The sequence below is a fragment of the Bradyrhizobium sp. BWA-3-5 genome, from assembly GCF_032917985.1.
GTDB lineage: Bacteria > Pseudomonadota > Alphaproteobacteria > Rhizobiales > Xanthobacteraceae > Bradyrhizobium.
This window is the reverse complement of record NZ_CP136626.1, coordinates 208,683-224,763: the sequence shown is the minus strand read 5'-3', so window position 1 is coordinate 224,763 and position 16,081 is coordinate 208,683. Positions and strand designations below refer to the sequence as shown.

General features: G+C 63.1%; 12 protein-coding genes and 1 pseudogene. 6 read left to right on the top strand and 7 right to left on the bottom strand.

Annotated elements, in window-relative coordinates:
- The first annotated feature begins 61 nt into the window (after positions 1–61).
- The 5 genes from RX331_RS01050 (at position 62) to RX331_RS01030 (ending at position 6,448) form a co-directional block, all read left to right on the top strand.
- Positions 62–1,759 (top strand): diguanylate cyclase domain-containing protein, encoded by a 1,698-nt coding sequence (locus tag RX331_RS01050; protein ID WP_317254830.1) that lies wholly within the window; start codon positions 62–64, stop codon positions 1,757–1,759.
- 132 nt (positions 1,760–1,891) lie between these two features.
- Positions 1,892–4,516 (top strand): leucine--tRNA ligase, encoded by a 2,625-nt coding sequence (leuS, locus tag RX331_RS01045; protein WP_317254829.1) that lies wholly within the window; start codon positions 1,892–1,894, stop codon positions 4,514–4,516.
- A complete protein-coding gene (gene lptE, locus RX331_RS01040) occupies positions 4,503–5,054 on the top strand; it encodes an LPS assembly lipoprotein LptE (protein ID WP_317254828.1) in 552 nt (183 codons plus the stop codon). Before leuS ends, lptE begins: the two co-directional genes overlap by 14 nt.
- A 6-nt stretch (positions 5,055–5,060) precedes the next feature.
- Positions 5,061–6,089, top strand: a complete 1,029-nt coding sequence (holA, locus tag RX331_RS01035) for a DNA polymerase III subunit delta (protein ID WP_317254827.1) — start codon at positions 5,061–5,063, stop codon at positions 6,087–6,089.
- A gap of 2 nt (positions 6,090–6,091) precedes the next feature.
- Positions 6,092–6,448 carry an ADP-ribosylation/crystallin J1 gene (locus RX331_RS01030; protein WP_317254826.1) on the top strand — a complete coding sequence of 119 codons (357 nt, stop codon included), beginning with the start codon at positions 6,092–6,094 and terminating at the stop codon, positions 6,446–6,448.
- Positions 6,449–6,557: 109 nt separating this feature from the next.
- Here RX331_RS01030 and RX331_RS01025 read toward each other — a convergent pair whose 3' ends face one another.
- The 7 genes and pseudogenes from RX331_RS01025 to hemJ form a co-directional block, all read right to left on the bottom strand.
- Positions 6,558–7,442: a ParB/RepB/Spo0J family partition protein gene (locus RX331_RS01025; RefSeq protein WP_317254825.1), complete on the bottom strand. Its 885-nt coding sequence runs from the start codon at positions 7,440–7,442 to the stop codon at positions 6,558–6,560.
- Between the two features lie 179 nt (positions 7,443–7,621).
- Positions 7,622–8,473 (bottom strand): ParA family protein, encoded by an 852-nt coding sequence (locus RX331_RS01020; RefSeq protein ID WP_317254824.1) that lies wholly within the window; start codon positions 8,471–8,473, stop codon positions 7,622–7,624.
- Positions 8,470–9,162: a 16S rRNA (guanine(527)-N(7))-methyltransferase RsmG gene (rsmG, locus tag RX331_RS01015; protein ID WP_317254823.1), complete on the bottom strand. Its 693-nt coding sequence runs from the start codon at positions 9,160–9,162 to the stop codon at positions 8,470–8,472. Before rsmG ends, RX331_RS01020 begins: the two co-directional genes overlap by 4 nt.
- Before the next feature lie 110 nt (positions 9,163–9,272).
- Positions 9,273–11,147: pseudogene (mnmG, locus tag RX331_RS01010) on the bottom strand (tRNA uridine-5-carboxymethylaminomethyl(34) synthesis enzyme MnmG); the annotation flags it as partial.
- Positions 11,148–11,268: 121 nt separating this feature from the next.
- Positions 11,269–12,606 carry a tRNA uridine-5-carboxymethylaminomethyl(34) synthesis GTPase MnmE gene (mnmE, locus tag RX331_RS01005; RefSeq protein WP_317254822.1) on the bottom strand — a complete coding sequence of 446 codons (1,338 nt, stop codon included), beginning with the start codon at positions 12,604–12,606 and terminating at the stop codon, positions 11,269–11,271.
- A gap of 244 nt (positions 12,607–12,850) precedes the next feature.
- Positions 12,851–14,116 carry a transcription termination factor Rho gene (rho, locus tag RX331_RS01000; RefSeq protein WP_057834504.1) on the bottom strand — a complete coding sequence of 422 codons (1,266 nt, stop codon included), beginning with the start codon at positions 14,114–14,116 and terminating at the stop codon, positions 12,851–12,853.
- Between the two features lie 254 nt (positions 14,117–14,370).
- On the bottom strand, positions 14,371–14,793 hold the full coding sequence (hemJ, locus tag RX331_RS00995; protein WP_317254821.1) for a protoporphyrinogen oxidase HemJ: 423 nt from the start codon (positions 14,791–14,793) through the stop codon (positions 14,371–14,373).
- A 444-nt stretch (positions 14,794–15,237) separates the two neighbouring features.
- Between hemJ and RX331_RS00990 the strand changes: the two genes are divergently transcribed.
- Positions 15,238–16,077, top strand: coding sequence for a pyruvate, water dikinase regulatory protein (locus RX331_RS00990; RefSeq protein ID WP_317254820.1), 840 nt, complete (start codon positions 15,238–15,240; stop codon positions 16,075–16,077).
- Positions 16,078–16,081: the final 4 nt, after the last annotated feature.

The window sequence follows — 16,081 nt, the reverse complement described above, 5'->3', positions numbered from 1 at the left end:
TACCAAGTTCGGGAAAGGCTTTTTGAACCCTTCGCACTACCCTGTGATGTGGGGGGCAGGGATGTCTGGCGTTACTTTCAACCGCAATCGGATCAAACTCAAGCTCAAGAAGCTTCTGGGCATCCGTGCGCGGCTTGCAATGCTGGCTGTGCTGCTGGTGGCGCCCTTGATGCTGGAGCGCGTCCGCTCACTTGAAGACGCACGCACTAAGCAGATCGCGATGGCGTCGCAAGAGCACGCCAATATCGCCCATCACAGCGCCGAGACCCAGCGCGAGGTGATCTCCTCCGTCGAGACGATGCTGAAATCGGCGGCTTACATCCGTGCCTCCAGCGGCATCGGGCGCAGCTGCGAGATCCTGCGCGCCAGCCTGCCCGCCAACCTGCCCTGGATCCGCAGCATCATGCTCGTGAGCAAGGACGGCGTGGTGCAATGTTCGACCCTGAACATTCAGGTGGGGCTGAACATCGGCGATCGCGATTATTTCAGGAAGGCGCAGCAAACCCGCGACTTCGTTTTCAGCGACTATCTGTTCGGCAAGACCAACAACCGTCCGATCATGATGGCCGCCTATCCGGTCTCGGCGATCAATCCGGAAGAAGATTCGGTTGCGGTCGCCGGCATCAATCTCGATTGGCTGTCGAAGATCATGGCCAATCTCGGCGGACGGCCGGGCATTTCATCCGTCCTGATCGACTCAACGGGCGTTGTACTGGCGGCGCCGCCGGACCAGGCCGGCATGATCGGCCGTCCCCTCGACAACGTACCGCTGCTCTCGGCCGTCACCTACAAGGCGCTCTCCTCCAATTCCGATACGGGCTCGATCTCCTTTGCCGCGACCGGCGGCTCGAAAAGCACCATCAGTTTCGCCCGGATCCCCGGAACGCAATCCCGCCTGATCGTCAGCATCGACGAGGACGCGGTGACGGCCGCGATCAACGGCGACATCCGTGTCGCCTATCTGCAGCTCGCCTTCGTCTGCCTGTTCGTGCTGCTGGGCGCGCTGATCGGCGCCGAGAAACTCATCATCAATCCGATTGAAGTCATGACCAGCATGGCCAAGCGGTTCGGCGAAGGCGATGCCTCGGCCCGCGTGTCGCGCAGCCGCCTTCCTTCCGAATTCATGCCGCTGGCGCGCGCCTTCAATGCGATGGCGGCGCAGCTCAGCCAGCGCGAGCGCGAGCTCGTCGCCACCAATGACCGGCTCACCGTGATGGCTTCGATCGACATGCTGTCCGGCCTCGCCAACCGCCGCGGCTTCCAGAGCCGGCTCGATTTCGAGTGGATGAAGGCGCAGCAATACGCCAGCGAGCTGTCGCTGCTGATGATCGATGTCGATCACTTCAAGCTCTACAACGACACCTACGGCCATCCCGAGGGTGACGCCTGCCTCACCCGCATCGGCGAGACACTGGCCGGCATCGCCGGCGACACAATGGGCTTTGCCGGCCGCTATGGCGGCGAGGAATTTTGCCTGCTGCTGCCGAACACCAATGCGCAGAAGGCGCTCGAGATCGGCGAAACCGTGCGCGCCACCCTTCAGGGCCTCGCTTTGCCCCACATCACCTCCAGCTACGGGATGGTCACTGTCAGTGTCGGCGTCGCCGCCACGCTGCCGAGTGCCGCCCAAACCCCCGGCGACCTGATCGAAGCTGCCGACGCCGCCCTCTACGCCGCCAAGCACCGCGGCCGAAATACCGTGGTCGAGCACGGCTTTGCCAAGCTGGCGGACGAGTCGGGGATCGCGATGGCCGGGTAAGGCGCCCCAGCGCTGCGCCGTCTTCAAATCAGCCCCTCCCGCACCTCGAACCGTTGCCCCGCAGCCGCTTTTATGGCCTAGTCCGCCGTCCTCTGGATGGGGACCCGAATCCACAAAAACCCCTGCGATTTCATGACCGCCGAACGTTACAACGCCCGTGATTCCGAGCCCCGCTGGCAAGCCGCCTGGGAGGAAAAGGCGATCTTCGCCTCCAAAAACGACGATCCGCGGCCGAAATACTATGTCCTCGAGATGTTCCCCTACCCGTCCGGGCGCATCCATATCGGGCATGTCCGGAACTACACGCTCGGCGACGTGCTGGCGCGGTTCATGCGCGCCAAGGGGTTCAACGTGCTGCACCCGATGGGCTGGGACGCCTTCGGCCTGCCGGCGGAGAACGCCGCGATCGAGCGCAAGGTCGCGCCAAAGGCGTGGACCTACGACAACATCGCCGCGATGAAGAAGCAGCTGCGGTCGATCGGGCTGTCGCTCGACTGGTCACGCGAATTCGCGACCTGCGACCCCAGCTACTACAAGCATCAGCAGAAGATGTTCCTGGACATGCTGCGCGCCGGCCTCGCCGAACGCGAGAAGCGCAAGCTCAACTGGGACCCGGTCGACATGACCGTGCTGGCCAACGAGCAGGTGATCGACGGCCGCGGCTGGCGCTCGGGCGCTGTCGTCGAGCAGCGCGAGATGAGCCAGTGGGTCTTCAAGATCACGAAGTACTCACAGGAGCTGCTGGACGCCCTGGACGGGCTGGATCGCTGGCCGGACAAGGTGCGGCTGATGCAGCGCAACTGGATCGGCCGCTCCGAGGGCCTCTTGATTCGCTTTGCGCTGGATCCGGCGACAACGCCTGCCGGCGAGACCGAGCTGAAGATTTTCACGACGCGGCCGGACACGCTGTTCGGCGCCAAGTTCATGGCGATCTCGGCCGACCATCCGCTGGCGATAGCGGCAGCAGCGAAGAATCCTGATCTCGCCGCGTTCATCGCGGACATCAAGAAGATCGGCACCGCGCAGGAGATCATCGACACTGCCGAGAAGCAGGGCTTTGACACCGGCATCAAGGCCGTGCACCCGTTCGATCCGAGCTGGAAGCTGCCGGTCTATGTCGCGAACTTCGTGCTGATGGAATACGGCACGGGCGCCATCTTCGGCTGCCCGGCCCATGACCAGCGCGACCTCGACTTCGTCAACAAGTACAAGCTCGGCAATGTCCCGGTGGTCTGCCCCGACGGCCAGGACCCGAAGAGCTTCGTCATCACGGACACCGCCTATGACGGCGACGGCCGCATGATCAATTCCCGCTTCCTCGACGGCATGACCATCGATGCGGCCAAGGAAGAAGTTGCGAAGCGCCTGGAAGCCGAGATGCGCGGCAACGCGCGGGTCGGCGAGCGGCAGGTCAATTTCCGCCTGCGCGATTGGGGCATTTCACGCCAGCGCTATTGGGGCTGTCCGATCCCGGTCATTCACTGCCCGACATGCGACGTGGTGCCGGTGCCGGACGATCAGCTGCCGGTGACGCTGCCGGAGGACGCCACCTTCGACAAGCCGGGCAACGCGCTCGACCACCATCCGACCTGGAAGCACGTCACCTGCCCGAAATGCGGGGCTAAGGCCCAGCGCGAAACCGACACCATGGACACCTTCGTGGATTCGTCCTGGTATTTTGCGCGCTTCACCGATCCCTGGAACGAAAAGGCGCCGACCACGCTGCCGGTCGTCAATCGAATGCTGCCGATCGACCAGTATATCGGCGGCGTCGAGCATGCGATCCTGCATCTGCTCTACAGCCGTTTCTTCACCCGCGCGATGAAGGCGACCGGCCATATCGACATGAAGGAGCCGTTCGCCGGCATGTTCACCCAGGGCATGGTGGTGCACGAGACCTATCAGAAGGCCGACGGCACTTACGTCACACCGGCCGAGGTGAAGATCGACATGGCCGGCAGCGAGCGCCGCGCGATCATGATCGAAGGCGGCGAACAGGTCGCGATCGGCCCGATCGAGAAGATGTCGAAGTCGAAGAAGAACACCGTCGACCCCGACGACATCATCGCGACCTATGGCGCCGACGTCGCGCGCTGGTTCATGCTGTCGGACTCCCCGCCCGACCGCGACGTGATCTGGAGCGACGAGCGGGTGCAGGGCGCGGCGCGCTTCGTGCAGCGGCTGTGGCGGCTGGTGAATGAGTCAGCCGAAATCGCCAAGGCGGCCCCCGCCGACCGCCCGGCCTCGTTCGGCGCCGATGCGCTTGCCTTGCGCAAGGCGGCCCATGGCGCGCTGGACAAGGTGTCGTCCGGAATCGAGCGGCTGCATTTCAACGTCTGCCTGGCCCATATCCGGGAATTCACCAACGTGCTGGCCGAGGTGCTGGGCCGCGACGGCAAGACGGCGCCGGATCTGGCCTGGTCCATCGGCGAGGCCGCAACCATCCTGGTCCAGCTGATCGCTCCGATGATGCCGCACCTGGCCGAGGAGTGCTGGCAGGTGCTGGGGCAGCCCGGGCTGATTTCGGAGGCCAGCTGGCCGCAAATGGAACGCGATTTGCTGGTTGAAGACACCGTGACGCTGGTGGTCCAGGTCAACGGCAAGAAGCGGGGTGATGTTACCGTGCCACGGGTCGCCCAAAATCCGGAAATTGAGGCTGCCGTTTTGGCGCTCGATGCGGTAAAACTCGCCCTCGGCGGTAAGGCCGTCCGCAAGGTAATCGTAGTTCCCATGAGGATCGTGAATGTCGTTGGCTAGGACCCGGATCGCCGTCCGGCTGATCGCCGTCGCCGCGCTGGCGGCACTGACGGCCGGCTGTTTCCAGCCGATGTATGCGGAACGCAACGACGGCAAGCCCGGCCTGCGCGAAAAGCTGATGGGCGTGGAAATCCCGCCGGTCGACAAACCCAACGCCTCGCGCGAGGCCCGCATCCAGGTGGAGATCCGCAACGCGCTGGCGTTCAAGCTCTACGGCAGCGCCACCGGCATGCCGCCGACCCACCGGCTCGTGCTGCGCTTCACCACAACCCGCAACTCGCTGATGCTCGATCCCGCCACGGCGCTGCCCTCCAGCGAGAATTACGGCATCGATGCGCAGTACAATCTGATCGATCTTGCCACCAACAAGTCGGTCATGACGGGCACGACCTTCTCCCGCGTGTCCTATGACATCCCGGGCCAGCTGCAGCGCTTCGCCCGCGCCCGCGCCTTCCGCGACGCCGAGGATCGCGCCGCCAATGAAATCGCGGAAAACATCCAGACCCGGCTGGCGTCCTACTTCTACGCCGGAACCTGATTCCCGTTGGTCGCGCTCCGCGGAAAAGACGTCGATGCTTTTCTCGCCCGGCCCGACCCCGGCCGTCCGATTGTCCTGCTTTACGGCCCCGATGCCGGCCTCGTCCGCGAGCGTGCCGACGCATTGATTGCTTCGGCCGTCGACGATCCCAATGATCCCTTTTCGCTGGTGCGGCTGGAAGGCGATGAGCTGGCGGCCGAGCCGTCGCGGCTGGTCGACGAGGCCATGACGATCCCGATGTTCGGCGGCCGCCGCGCCATTCGCGTCCGCGCCGGCTCGCGCAGTTTTGCCAGCGGGGTGGATACGCTGGCCGATTCGGCGGTGAAGGATTGCCGCATCGTGATCGAGGCCGGCGAGCTGCGGCCGGAATCGCCGCTACGCAAGGCCTGCGAGCGCGCCAACACCGCGGTCGCCATTGCCTGCTATCCCGATACCGAGCGCGACCTCGCCAGGCTGATCGACGAGGAGCTGCGGACCTCCAATCTGCGCATCGCCGCCGATGCCCGGGCGGTGCTGACGTCGCTGCTCGGCGGCGACCGCCAGGCCTCCCGCAACGAGCTGCGCAAGCTTGCGCTCTATTCGCATGGCAAGGGCGAGATTGCGCTCGACGACGTCATGACCGTGGTCTCCGACGCCTCCGAGCTAAAGCTCGACCCGATCGTGGACGGCGCCTTTGCCGGCAAGCCGGATCTGGTCGAAAGCGAGTTTGCCAAGGCGATGGTCGCCGGCACCTACCCAGGCGTGATCATCTCGGCCGCGCAGCGCCAGGCGGCGTGGCTGCACAAATCCGCGCTCGCCGTCGCTGAAGGCACGCCGCTGTCGGCCCTGCTCGAAAGCGGCTATCCGCGGCTGCACTTCTCGCGCAAGGGCGCCGTCGAAATCGCGCTGCGCAATTTCAACCCGGCGCGGCTCGCCGCCATCATCGACCAGCTCGGGACCGCGGCGCTGGACATGCGCAAGCAGGCCTCGCTCGCATCGGCGATCGGGCTGCGGACGCTGCTGTCGATCGCGGCGAACGCGAAGCGGCGGGGGTAGCGATGCCGGCCGAAGTGGGAGACGTGCTGACCCTCTGGCGCCCGGTTGGACCGGCCGAACTGGAATTGATCCGAAGCAGCGGCATGCGCGCGTTCCCGCCGCGGCTGCCGGACCAGCCGATCTTCTATCCGGTGCTCTCGGAAGAATACGCCGCGAAGATCGCCCGCGACTGGAATGTGCCGGCCAGCGGCTCCGGCTATGTCACCCGCTTAAAGGTCAGACGCGATTTTCTGGAAAAATATGATGTTCAGAAAGCCGGCGGCTCCGCACATCTGGAATACTGGATTCCCGCCGAGGAAATGACCGCCTTCAACGAAGCGATCGTTGGCGAAATCGAGGTCGTCGCCGAGTTTCGCTGATCACTTCACGTCGTTCTCCGCCGTCATTGCGAGCGGAGCGAAGCAATCCATCTCACCACACGGGGATAGATGGATTGCTTCGTCGCGATCGCTCCTCGCAATGACAGCGTTATTTCCCCTCCAGCCGCCGCATCACCTCGTCGAGCTGTTCGAGGTTGCGGTAGCTGATCTGGACAGAGCCGCCGGGGTCGCGGTGGTTGACGGTGACGTTCAGGCCGAGCGCATCGGAAACGCGCTTCTCCAGCGCGACGGTGTCGGGGTCCTTGGTCTTGCCACCACCGCCGCCGCGCGCCTTCTGCGGCTTGCGCTCCGGCACGCCCTCCTCATGCGCGAGCGCTTCGGTCTGGCGCACGTTGAGGCCTTCGGCGACGATGCGCTTGGCGGCCGCGAGCGGATCGGGCACGCCGATCAGGGCGCGGGCGTGTCCCGCCGACAATTCGCCGCTCGAAATAAGGGCCTGCACTTCCGCCGGCAATTTCGTCAGCCGCATCATGTTGGCGACGTGGCTGCGGCTCTTGCCGACCTCCTTGGCGATCTCTTCCTGGCTGCGTTTGAATTCGTCGGCCAGCGCGTGATAGCCCTGCGCCTCTTCCATCGCATTGAGATCTTCGCGCTGCACGTTCTCGATGATCATGATCTCGAGAGCGTCGCTATCGCTGACCTCGATCGGAACGATCGGCACCTCGTGCAGGCTGGCGAGCTGCGCGGCGCGCCAGCGCCGTTCGCCGGCGATGATCTCGTAACGGTCCTGGGCGCCCTTCACTGGACGGACCACGATCGGCTGGATCACGCCGTGCTGCTTGACCGAGCTGGCGAGCTCACCGAGTTCGGCGTCGGCAAAGGTCCGGCGCGGGTTGCGCGGATTCGGCTTCAGGAATTCGATCGGCACCTTGCGCTGGTTGCGCGGCCGTTCGGTGTGCGCAGTCTCGCCACCGACATCCCCGATCAGACTTGCGAGGCCACGGCCCAACCGCGAACCTGTTTTGTCGGCCATCGCCAACTCCTTAGACTGCACTCAACTACTCCGAAAACAGAATTTGGTTGACCTTGCCGTCATTCCGGGGCGCGTCGTCAGACGCGAACCCGGAATCTCGAGATGAGAGAGTCGCTTCACCATATCGAGATTCCGGATCAATCCGCTCGCGCGGATTGTCCGGCATGACACCGCAGAAACTAATGCGTCCTGAGATCGCGCTCGCGCTGGATCACTTCGGTCGCGAGCTTCAGATAGGCCTCGCTGCCGACGCATTTGAGATCATAGACCAGCACCGGCTTGCCGTAGGACGGCGCCTCGGAGATGCGCACGTTGCGCGGGATCATGGTGTCGTAGACCTTGCCGCCCATGAACTGCCGGACGTCGGCGACGACCTGGTTCGACAAATTGTTGCGGGAATCGAACATGGTGAGCACGATGCCGTGGATCGACAGGTTCGGGTTGAGCGTCGAGCGCACCTGCTCCACTGTCTGCAGCAATTGCGATAGACCTTCGAGCGCGAAGAACTCGCACTGCAGCGGCACCAGGATCGCATCCGAAGCCGCCATCGCGTTGACCGTGAGAAGGTTGAGCGAGGGCGGGCAATCGATCAGCACATAGGCGTAGTCGGTATCCGGCGCGGCGTTCTTGTTCAGCGCCGCGATCGCGTCGCGCAGCCGGAACGCGCGGCCAGGTGTTGTGCCGAGTTCGAGCTCGAGGCCCGACAGATCCATGGTGGAGGAGGCGATGTGCAGCCGCGGCACGGCCGTCGCCACCACGGCATCGCGCAGCGGCGCTTCACCGATCAGCACGTCATAGGTCGAGCAGCTGCGGTTGCGGCGATCGATGCCGAGACCGGTGGAAGCGTTGCCCTGCGGATCGAGATCGACGATCAGCACGCGCTCGCCTATCGCCGCGAGGGCGGTGCCGAGGTTGATCGCGGTGGTCGTCTTTCCCACGCCGCCCTTCTGATTGGCCAGCGACAGGATGCGTGGGTGGGGTGGTGGAGTTTCCTCCCTATCCTTTTGATATAACTGGCCTAATTCGCTCATGCCCGATCGCCATGTGTGATCGCGGAGGAGTTTCGCCGCTCGATGCGATCGAGTTCGACGATCCAGCCGTGCCCGCCCGTGCGGCTGGAATGGAGTCGCGGTCCAATATTCCAATATATAGCGGCTTCAGTCAATTCAGCCTCTACATCTTGGCCCTTGAGAAACAACGCCTTGGCGCCGTTGCTCACGAACGGCTCCGCAAAGCCGACAAGCTGATGTAATGGAGCCAGCGCCCGCGCAGTGACGCAATCGACGCGGCCAGCGATTCTATCCACAATATCCCCGATTCCCGCCAAATGCACGATTGCAGGTGCGGAAGTTATGCGCACCGCCTCCCGCAGGAACGCTGCTTTTTTAGCGTTGCGCTCGACCAAATGGACATTGGCGCCCGGCGTCTCCGCCAGCGCACAAGCCAGCACCACGCCAGGGAAACCGCCACCGCTCCCGAAATCGACCCAGATCTTGGCCGATGGCGCGAGGTCCAGAAGCTGCAGCGAGTCGGCGATGTGGCGCGTCCAAAGATTCGAAAGCGTAGAGGGCGCGACGAGATTCGTCTTCGCCTGCCACTCCAGAAGGAGCGTGACGTAGCGATCGAGCCGCTCAACCGTCTGAGGCGAGACAGGCGTGAGGGCGAGCGCCTCCGCCTTGTCCGCGGCCAAGGGAAGAATTGCCGGTTGGATTTTGCTCATGCCTGAAGGTGCTCGCTGACGGTCGGCCATTGGACGAGCGGGTCGCTACGCCCGGCCGGGGCGATGCAAATCGCCCTGCCCGTTTCACGTGAAACAGATTCTTTACGCTGTACCCGCGAATTTTTCCGCCGCGCCTCGCGACGCAGATAGGCCGCCAAGATACCCAGCGCCGCCGGCGTCAATCCGTCGAGCCGGCCCGCCTGCCCCACCGTCCGCGGCCGCGCCGCTTCAAGCTTGGCCCGCGCCTCATTTGAAAGCCCAGGCACATCGGCGTAGTCGATGCCGGTCAGGACCAGACCTTCGTCCCGCCGGAAGGCATCGACATCAGCGGTCTGGCGCTTGAGATAGACGTCGTACTTGGCGTCGATCTCGAGGTGGACGGCGATGGTCGGATCGATGCTCGACAACTCCGGCCAGATGCCGCGCAAGATCGTCCATTCGATTTCCGGATAGGCCAGCAGCTCAAAAGCTGAGCGGCGATGGCCATCCCGGTTGAGCGCCAGGCCATACTTCACCGCTTCATTGGGAGTCATCGTCAGCGATTTGGCCACCGCCTTCGCCGCGGCGAGCGCCGCCATCTTCTCCCGATGCCGCTCGCTGCGCGCCGCGCCGACGCAGCCCAGGGCGATGCCCTTATCAGTTAGGCGCTGATCCGCATTGTCGGCCCGCAGGGTCAAACGGTACTCGGCCCGCGAGGTGAACATCCGATATGGTTCTGAGATGCCGCGGGTGACGAGGTCATCGATCATCACGCCGAGATAGCCGTCAGCCCGATCGAACACGATCGGATCGGCACCGCCCGCCGCCAGGGCCGCGTTGAGGCCGGCCACGATCCCCTGGGCCGCGGCCTCCTCATATCCCGTCGTACCGTTGATCTGTCCGGCGAGGAAAAGACCGGGTACGCGCTTGGTCTGCAGTGTCGGATCGAGTTCGCGGGGATCGACGTGGTCGTACTCGATGGCGTAGCCCGGCCGGACCATCCTGACCCGCTCAAGCCCAGGAATGCTGGCAAGGATCGCGAGCTGAACTTCTTCCGGCAGCGAGGTCGAGACGCCGTTAGGATAGACCGTGGAGTCGTCGAGCCCCTCTGGCTCCAGGAAGATCTGGTGGCCGTCGCGGTCGCCGAACTTGACGATCTTGTCCTCGATCGACGGGCAATAGCGCGGGCCGCTGCTCTTGATCTGGCCGGAATACATTGGCGAGCGATGTACATTGGCCCGGATCACCTCGTGGGTCGAGGGTGTCGTCCGGGTGATTCCACACTGGATTTGCGGCGTCGTGATCCGGTCGGTCATGACCGAGAACGGCTCCGGTGGATCATCGCCGGGCTGCATCTCGACTGCGGACCAGTCGATGGTCGTCCCATCGAGCCTCGGCGGCGTGCCGGTCTTCAGACGTCCAAGGCTAAACCCGGCGCGCTCGAACGAGGCGGAAAGCCCCATGGCCGGCGCCTCCCCGACCCGGCCGGCCGGCCAGTTCTTCTCGCCGAGATGGATCAGACCTCGAAGGAACGTCCCCGTGGTGATGACTACCGCGCCGGTACTCAACTGCCGGCCGTCGCCCAAACGAATTCCGGTCACCCGGCCATGTGAGACGATCAGCTCATCCGCCTCGCCTTCGACCACGCTGAGATTGGTAGTCTCCCGGATCGCGGCCTGCATCGCGGCGGCGTAAAGCTTGCGGTCGGCCTGGGCGCGGGGTCCACGAACAGCCGGGCCCTTGCGGCGGTTCAGCATCCGAAACTGAATCCCGCCGGCGTCAGCGACCCGGCCCATCAGACCATCGAGCGCATCGACTTCGCGGACCAGATGACCCTTGCCGAGACCGCCGATCGCGGGATTGCAAGACATCGCTCCGACCGTCGAAAAACGATGAGTCACGAGCGCCGTCTTCGCTCCCATCCGCGCGGCCGCACTCGCGGCCTCGCAGCCGGCATGGCCGCCACCGATCACGATAACGTCGAAGGAGTCTGCCTGGAAAATCATGGCGGCGTTCTATCCCCAAGTCGCAAAACCGGGAAGCAGAAGTTTGCTTAAGCATTTGTTTCACGTGAAACGCCAGGTCCTGGGACCGTCATGTTTCACGTGAAACATGGGTAAGGAAATATTACTTACCTACGCAGAACTCACGGAAGATCACGTCGAGAATATCTTCGACATCGACCCTTCCGAGCAGCCGTCCCAGGGAATAGGCCGCGGCGCGCAACTCTTCTGCGGCCAGCTCCTCGCCCTCCTCGATGACCTCGACGCAGCGACGTAGCGCCTCCGCCGTCTCCTGCAACAGCTTTCGCTGCCGGGTCCGACCGACTAGTCCGCCCTCGCCGCTTCCGAAATAGATTTGCGCAAACCCGACCACGGCCGCGATCAGCTCCGGCAAGCCGTCGCCATGACGGGCTGAAATGAGGAAAACCCGGCCATCGGACGACTCGGCCACTGGCCGATCCTCGCCATCGAGATCGATCTTGTTGCGGACCAGCCAGACCGGCGCCGCTGTATCGCCCTGCCCTTCACGCAGGGCGTTCGATGAGTCCGCCAGCCACAGCACAAGATCCGCGTCCGCCGCCCGGGATCGCGCGCGGCGAACGCCCTCCTGCTCTACCGGATCCTCGGTCTCGCGAATGCCGGCGGTGTCGATCATCGTCACCGGATAGCCGTCGAGGTCGAGCTGCACCTCGATGACGTCGCGCGTCGTGCCGGCATGCGGCGACACGATCGCGACCTCGCGACGCGCGAGCTGATTCATCAGCGTCGACTTGCCGACGTTCGGCGGTCCGGCGATTGCGACGACGAGGCCATCGCGAAGGCGTTCGCTGCGTCCCTGCTCCGCCAGAACGTTCTCGATGTCCGCCAGCAGCACGTTAACCTTCGCCAGCGCCGGCGCGATCAATTCCGCCGGCACGTCGCCCTCATCGGAAAAATCGATCCCGGCTTCGATCAACGCGGACGCCTCGATGATCCCTGCGCGCCAGTCGCGCGCCTTGTCGCCGAGCAGTCCCTTCAATTGGCGCAGCGCCTGGCGGCGCTGCCTATCGGTATCAGCGTGGATGAGATCGTCGAGGCCTTCGGCTTCGGTGAGATCGAGCTTGCCGTTCTCGAACGCGCGCCGGGTAAACTCACCGGGCTCGGCGGGGCGAACATTTTCGAATCCGGACAGCGCCGCGAACAAGGCCGCCAGCACCGCACGTCCGCCATGGACATGAAGTTCCGCGACGTCTTCTCCCGTCGCACTTCGCGGACCCGGAAACCACAGCACCACGGCATCGTCGATCGGCCGCTGGCTGAGATCGCGAAGCAAGGCGCGGGTGGCCATTCGCGCTGATGGCAATTTGCCGGCCAGCGTTGCGACGACCTTTCCTGCCTGCGGGCCGGAGATGCGCACCAAGGCAATCGCGCTCGGCGGCTGGCCTGACGACAGTGCAAAGATGGTCTGGTCCCGCGGATGCATAGCCTATTTGTCTGCGAGGGTCCGAAAAGGCAACGCGATTCAGCGGTGAGCGGCAAAGCCGGGGTACTGTGCATGGGGTTGTTTTCGCGATTTTGTGTCCGGGCGTGCCGGGCGAAAACAAACCAGATAAAATTCAATAGCTTATATGGTGAACCAATCGAAAACGCCGGACCTCGACCTGGGCGCATGAAAAAGGGCGCCCCGCGGTGCGAGGCGCCCTCCCCTGACCTGGCCCCGTTACGGCTCAGGTGTTCATGGAGTCGAAGAACTCCGAGTTGTTCTTGGTGTTGCGGAGCTTGTCGAGCAGGAAGTCGATCGCGTCCATCGTACCCATTGGATTGAGGATCCGGCGCAGCACGTACATCTTCTTCAGAAGCTGCGGATCGGTGATCAGCTCTTCCTTGCGCGTGCCGGAGCGCGAGATGTCGATCGCCGGGAAGGTCCGCTTGTCCGAGACCTTACGGTCGAGGATTAGTTCGGAGTTACCGGTGCCCTTGAACTCTTCGAAGATGACTTCGTCCATGCGGCTGCCGGTATCGACCAGCGCGGTCGCAATGATGGTGAGCGAACCGCCCTCCTCGATGTTTCGCGCCGCGCCGAAGAATCGCTTCGGCCGCTGCAACGCATTGGCGTCGACACCGCCGGTCAGCACCTTGCCGGATGACGGCACCACGGTGTTGTAGGCGCGGCCCAGGCGCGTGATCGAGTCCAGGAGGATTACGACATCGCGGCCGTGCTCGACAAGGCGCTTGGCTTTCTCGATCACCATCTCGGCGACCTGGACGTGGCGCACCGCCGGTTCGTCGAAGGTCGACGACACCACCTCGCCTTTCACCGAGCGCTGCATGTCCGTGACTTCTTCCGGACGCTCGTCGATCAGAAGAACGATCAGATAGCATTCGGGATGATTGGCGGTGATGGAGTGCGCGATGTTCTGCATCAGCACCGTTTTGCCGGTGCGCGGCGGCGCGACGATCAGTGCGCGCTGGCCTTTGCCGATCGGCGCAACGATGTCGATCACGCGGGCCGAAAGATCTTTTCGTGTGGGGTCTTCGAGTTCGAGGCGGAAGCGCTGGTCCGGAAACAGCGGCGTGAGGTTATCGAAATTGACCTTGTGCTTGGACTTTTCCGGGTCTTCGAAATTGAGGGTGTTGACCTTGAGCAGCGCGAAATAGCGTTCGCCTTCCTTGGGGCTGCGGATGTGGCCTTCGATGGTGTCGCCGGTGCGAAGGCCGAAGCGGCGGATCTGCGAGGGCGAGACGTAGATGTCGTCGGGGCCGGGCAGGTAGTTGGCATCGGGCGAGCGGAGGAAGCCGAAGCCGTCGGAGAGAACCTCGACGACGCCTTCACCGATAATGTCGATTTCCTGGATCGCGAGCTGCTTGAGGATGGCGAACATCAGCTCCTGCTTGCGCATGGTGCTGGCATTTTCGACCCCGCTCTCTTCGGCGAACGTGACGAGCTCGGCCGGCGTTTTCGATTTGAGGTCTTGGAGTTTCATTTCCCGCATTGGGGTGGTCCTGTGGAGTGTCTTCTGGAAGGAGTGCAGGTGGCTTTAAGAAAAAGCAGCCACGGAAAAAGGAAGGTCCGCAGATCTGAGCAAGGAAAGCGCCGGTGAGGCATCAAACCTGATGCGGCGGCCGGTCCAATGAGGAGCCGGAACGCAGCCACATCCGCCTGCGTGGGGTGGGATTTAGACAATATAGAAAATCGGCTGCTGCTTCGCAAGCAGGTGTGAAACCGATGGTCCAGGGAAAAATGAGGCTAGAACGGCTTCACGATCACCAGGACGACGATGAAAATCATCAGGATAGTCGGTATTTCATTGATAATACGATAGAATTTCTGGCTTCTGGTATTCCGGTCTGCGGCGAAATCTCTGACCCAACGGACAAAAAAGCCGTGGACGCCCGACATGATGAGCACCAGCGTCAGCTTGGCGTGAAACCAGGGCGATGTGTACCAATGCCCGCTCCACACCAGATAGAGCCCGGCCAGCCAGGTGACCATCATTGCCGGGTTGATGATCACCTTCAGCAATCGCCATTCCATCACCTTGAAGGTCTCGGACTGCTTCGATCCGACCTCGGCCTCGCAGTGATAGACGAACAGCCGCGGCAAATAGAGCATGCCGGCCATCCAGGAGATGACGGCGATCACATGCAGCGCCTTGATCCACTCATACATTGCAGCGGTCTCGTCCCGGAACGTTCCTGATGCCGCAGCGTTGCGAAAGAACGCCGCTCACGTGGGACGCAAGACATATCCGCAAAGCTCCGCTTCTCTAAACTAATAATTTTAGAATCTTAGGGTTTGAGTCTGGGTGACGGTGATTTGGACTCACGCAATGCGGTCCCGATTCTTTTAAGGGTTTGTTCACATCCCGCGCTAATTCTGGCCAGCCGTCAGACCATCCGGATAACGCCACGCGCATCAATTGCTTGCGATGATCCGTGGCCAGCTTATCAAGAGACAAATCCACATCTTCTCATTATCATTGCCGCCGGACGGCGGACTTGTCCTCGCGAGAGGCCCTGTGAAGAAACCCAGGGGTTATCCATGGGGTGGGGGCAGAGGGCCTGACAACGTGGTTAAGCTCCACAGGATTCACAGGATTACACAGGGGTTCGGGTGCCCACGACCGGCAACTATTTTCATCTTCATCTCGTCTCGGATTCGACCGGCGAGACGCTGATCACGGTGGCGCGCGCGGTGGCCGCGCAATACGCCAACGTGACCGCGGTCGAACATGTCTATCCGCTGGTGCGCAGCCAGAAGCAGCTCGACCGCGTGCTCGACGAGATTGAGGAGGCACCGGGCATCGTGCTGTTCACGCTGCTGGAGAAGGATCTGGTCGGCCGGCTGGAGGCCAAGTGCCGGGACATCAATATTCCGAGTCTTTCGATCATCGGTCCGGTGATGCAATTGTTCGAGGCGTATCTCGGCGCGGCAACGACGGGCAGGGTGGGTGCCCAGCACGTTCTGAACGCGGAATATTTCAAGCGGATCGACGCGCTCAATTACACCATGATGCATGACGACGGGCAGCACGTCGAAGGCCTGGAGGAGGCCGACGTCGTCCTAGTCGGTGTGTCCCGCACCTCGAAGACGCCGACCTCGATCTACCTCGCCAACCGCGGCGTGCGTACCGCGAATGTGCCGCTGGTGCCGGGCATTCCGCTGCCGCACCAGCTCGAGACCTTGAAGAAGCCGCTTGTCGTCAGTCTTCATGCCACGCCCGAGCGGCTGATCCAGGTCCGGCAAAACCGATTGCTGAGCATGGGCGCCGATACGCCGAACGATGAGTACATCGATCGCCAGGCGGTGACCGATGAAGTCGCCTATGCGCGAAAGCTGAGCGCAAGATTCAGTTGGGCGCAACTCGACGTGACACGGCGCTCGATCGAGGAAACCGCTGCGGCCGTGCTAAAACTGTTCACCGATCGGCAGCGGCAGCGGCTTGCCGAATGACGCC

Excerpts from the sequence above, each read along its gene's own strand:
- RX331_RS01050 (WP_317254830.1), top strand. The coding sequence starts at position 62 with ATGTCTGGCGTTACTTTCAACCGCAATCGGATCAAACTCAAGCTCAAG.
- leuS (WP_317254829.1), top strand. The coding sequence starts at position 1,892 with ATGACCGCCGAACGTTACAACGCCCGTGATTCCGAGCCCCGCTGGCAA.
- lptE (WP_317254828.1), top strand. The coding sequence starts at position 4,503 with ATGTCGTTGGCTAGGACCCGGATCGCCGTCCGGCTGATCGCCGTCGCC.
- RX331_RS01030 (WP_317254826.1), top strand. The coding sequence starts at position 6,092 with ATGCCGGCCGAAGTGGGAGACGTGCTGACCCTCTGGCGCCCGGTTGGA.
- RX331_RS01025 (WP_317254825.1), bottom strand. The coding sequence starts at position 7,442 with ATGGCCGACAAAACAGGTTCGCGGTTGGGCCGTGGCCTCGCAAGTCTG.
- RX331_RS01020 (WP_317254824.1), bottom strand. The coding sequence starts at position 8,473 with ATGAGCGAATTAGGCCAGTTATATCAAAAGGATAGGGAGGAAACTCCA.
- rsmG (WP_317254823.1), bottom strand. The coding sequence starts at position 9,162 with ATGAGCAAAATCCAACCGGCAATTCTTCCCTTGGCCGCGGACAAGGCG.
- mnmE (WP_317254822.1), bottom strand. The coding sequence starts at position 12,606 with ATGCATCCGCGGGACCAGACCATCTTTGCACTGTCGTCAGGCCAGCCG.
- rho (WP_057834504.1), bottom strand. The coding sequence starts at position 14,116 with ATGCGGGAAATGAAACTCCAAGACCTCAAATCGAAAACGCCGGCCGAG.
- hemJ (WP_317254821.1), bottom strand. The coding sequence starts at position 14,793 with ATGTATGAGTGGATCAAGGCGCTGCATGTGATCGCCGTCATCTCCTGG.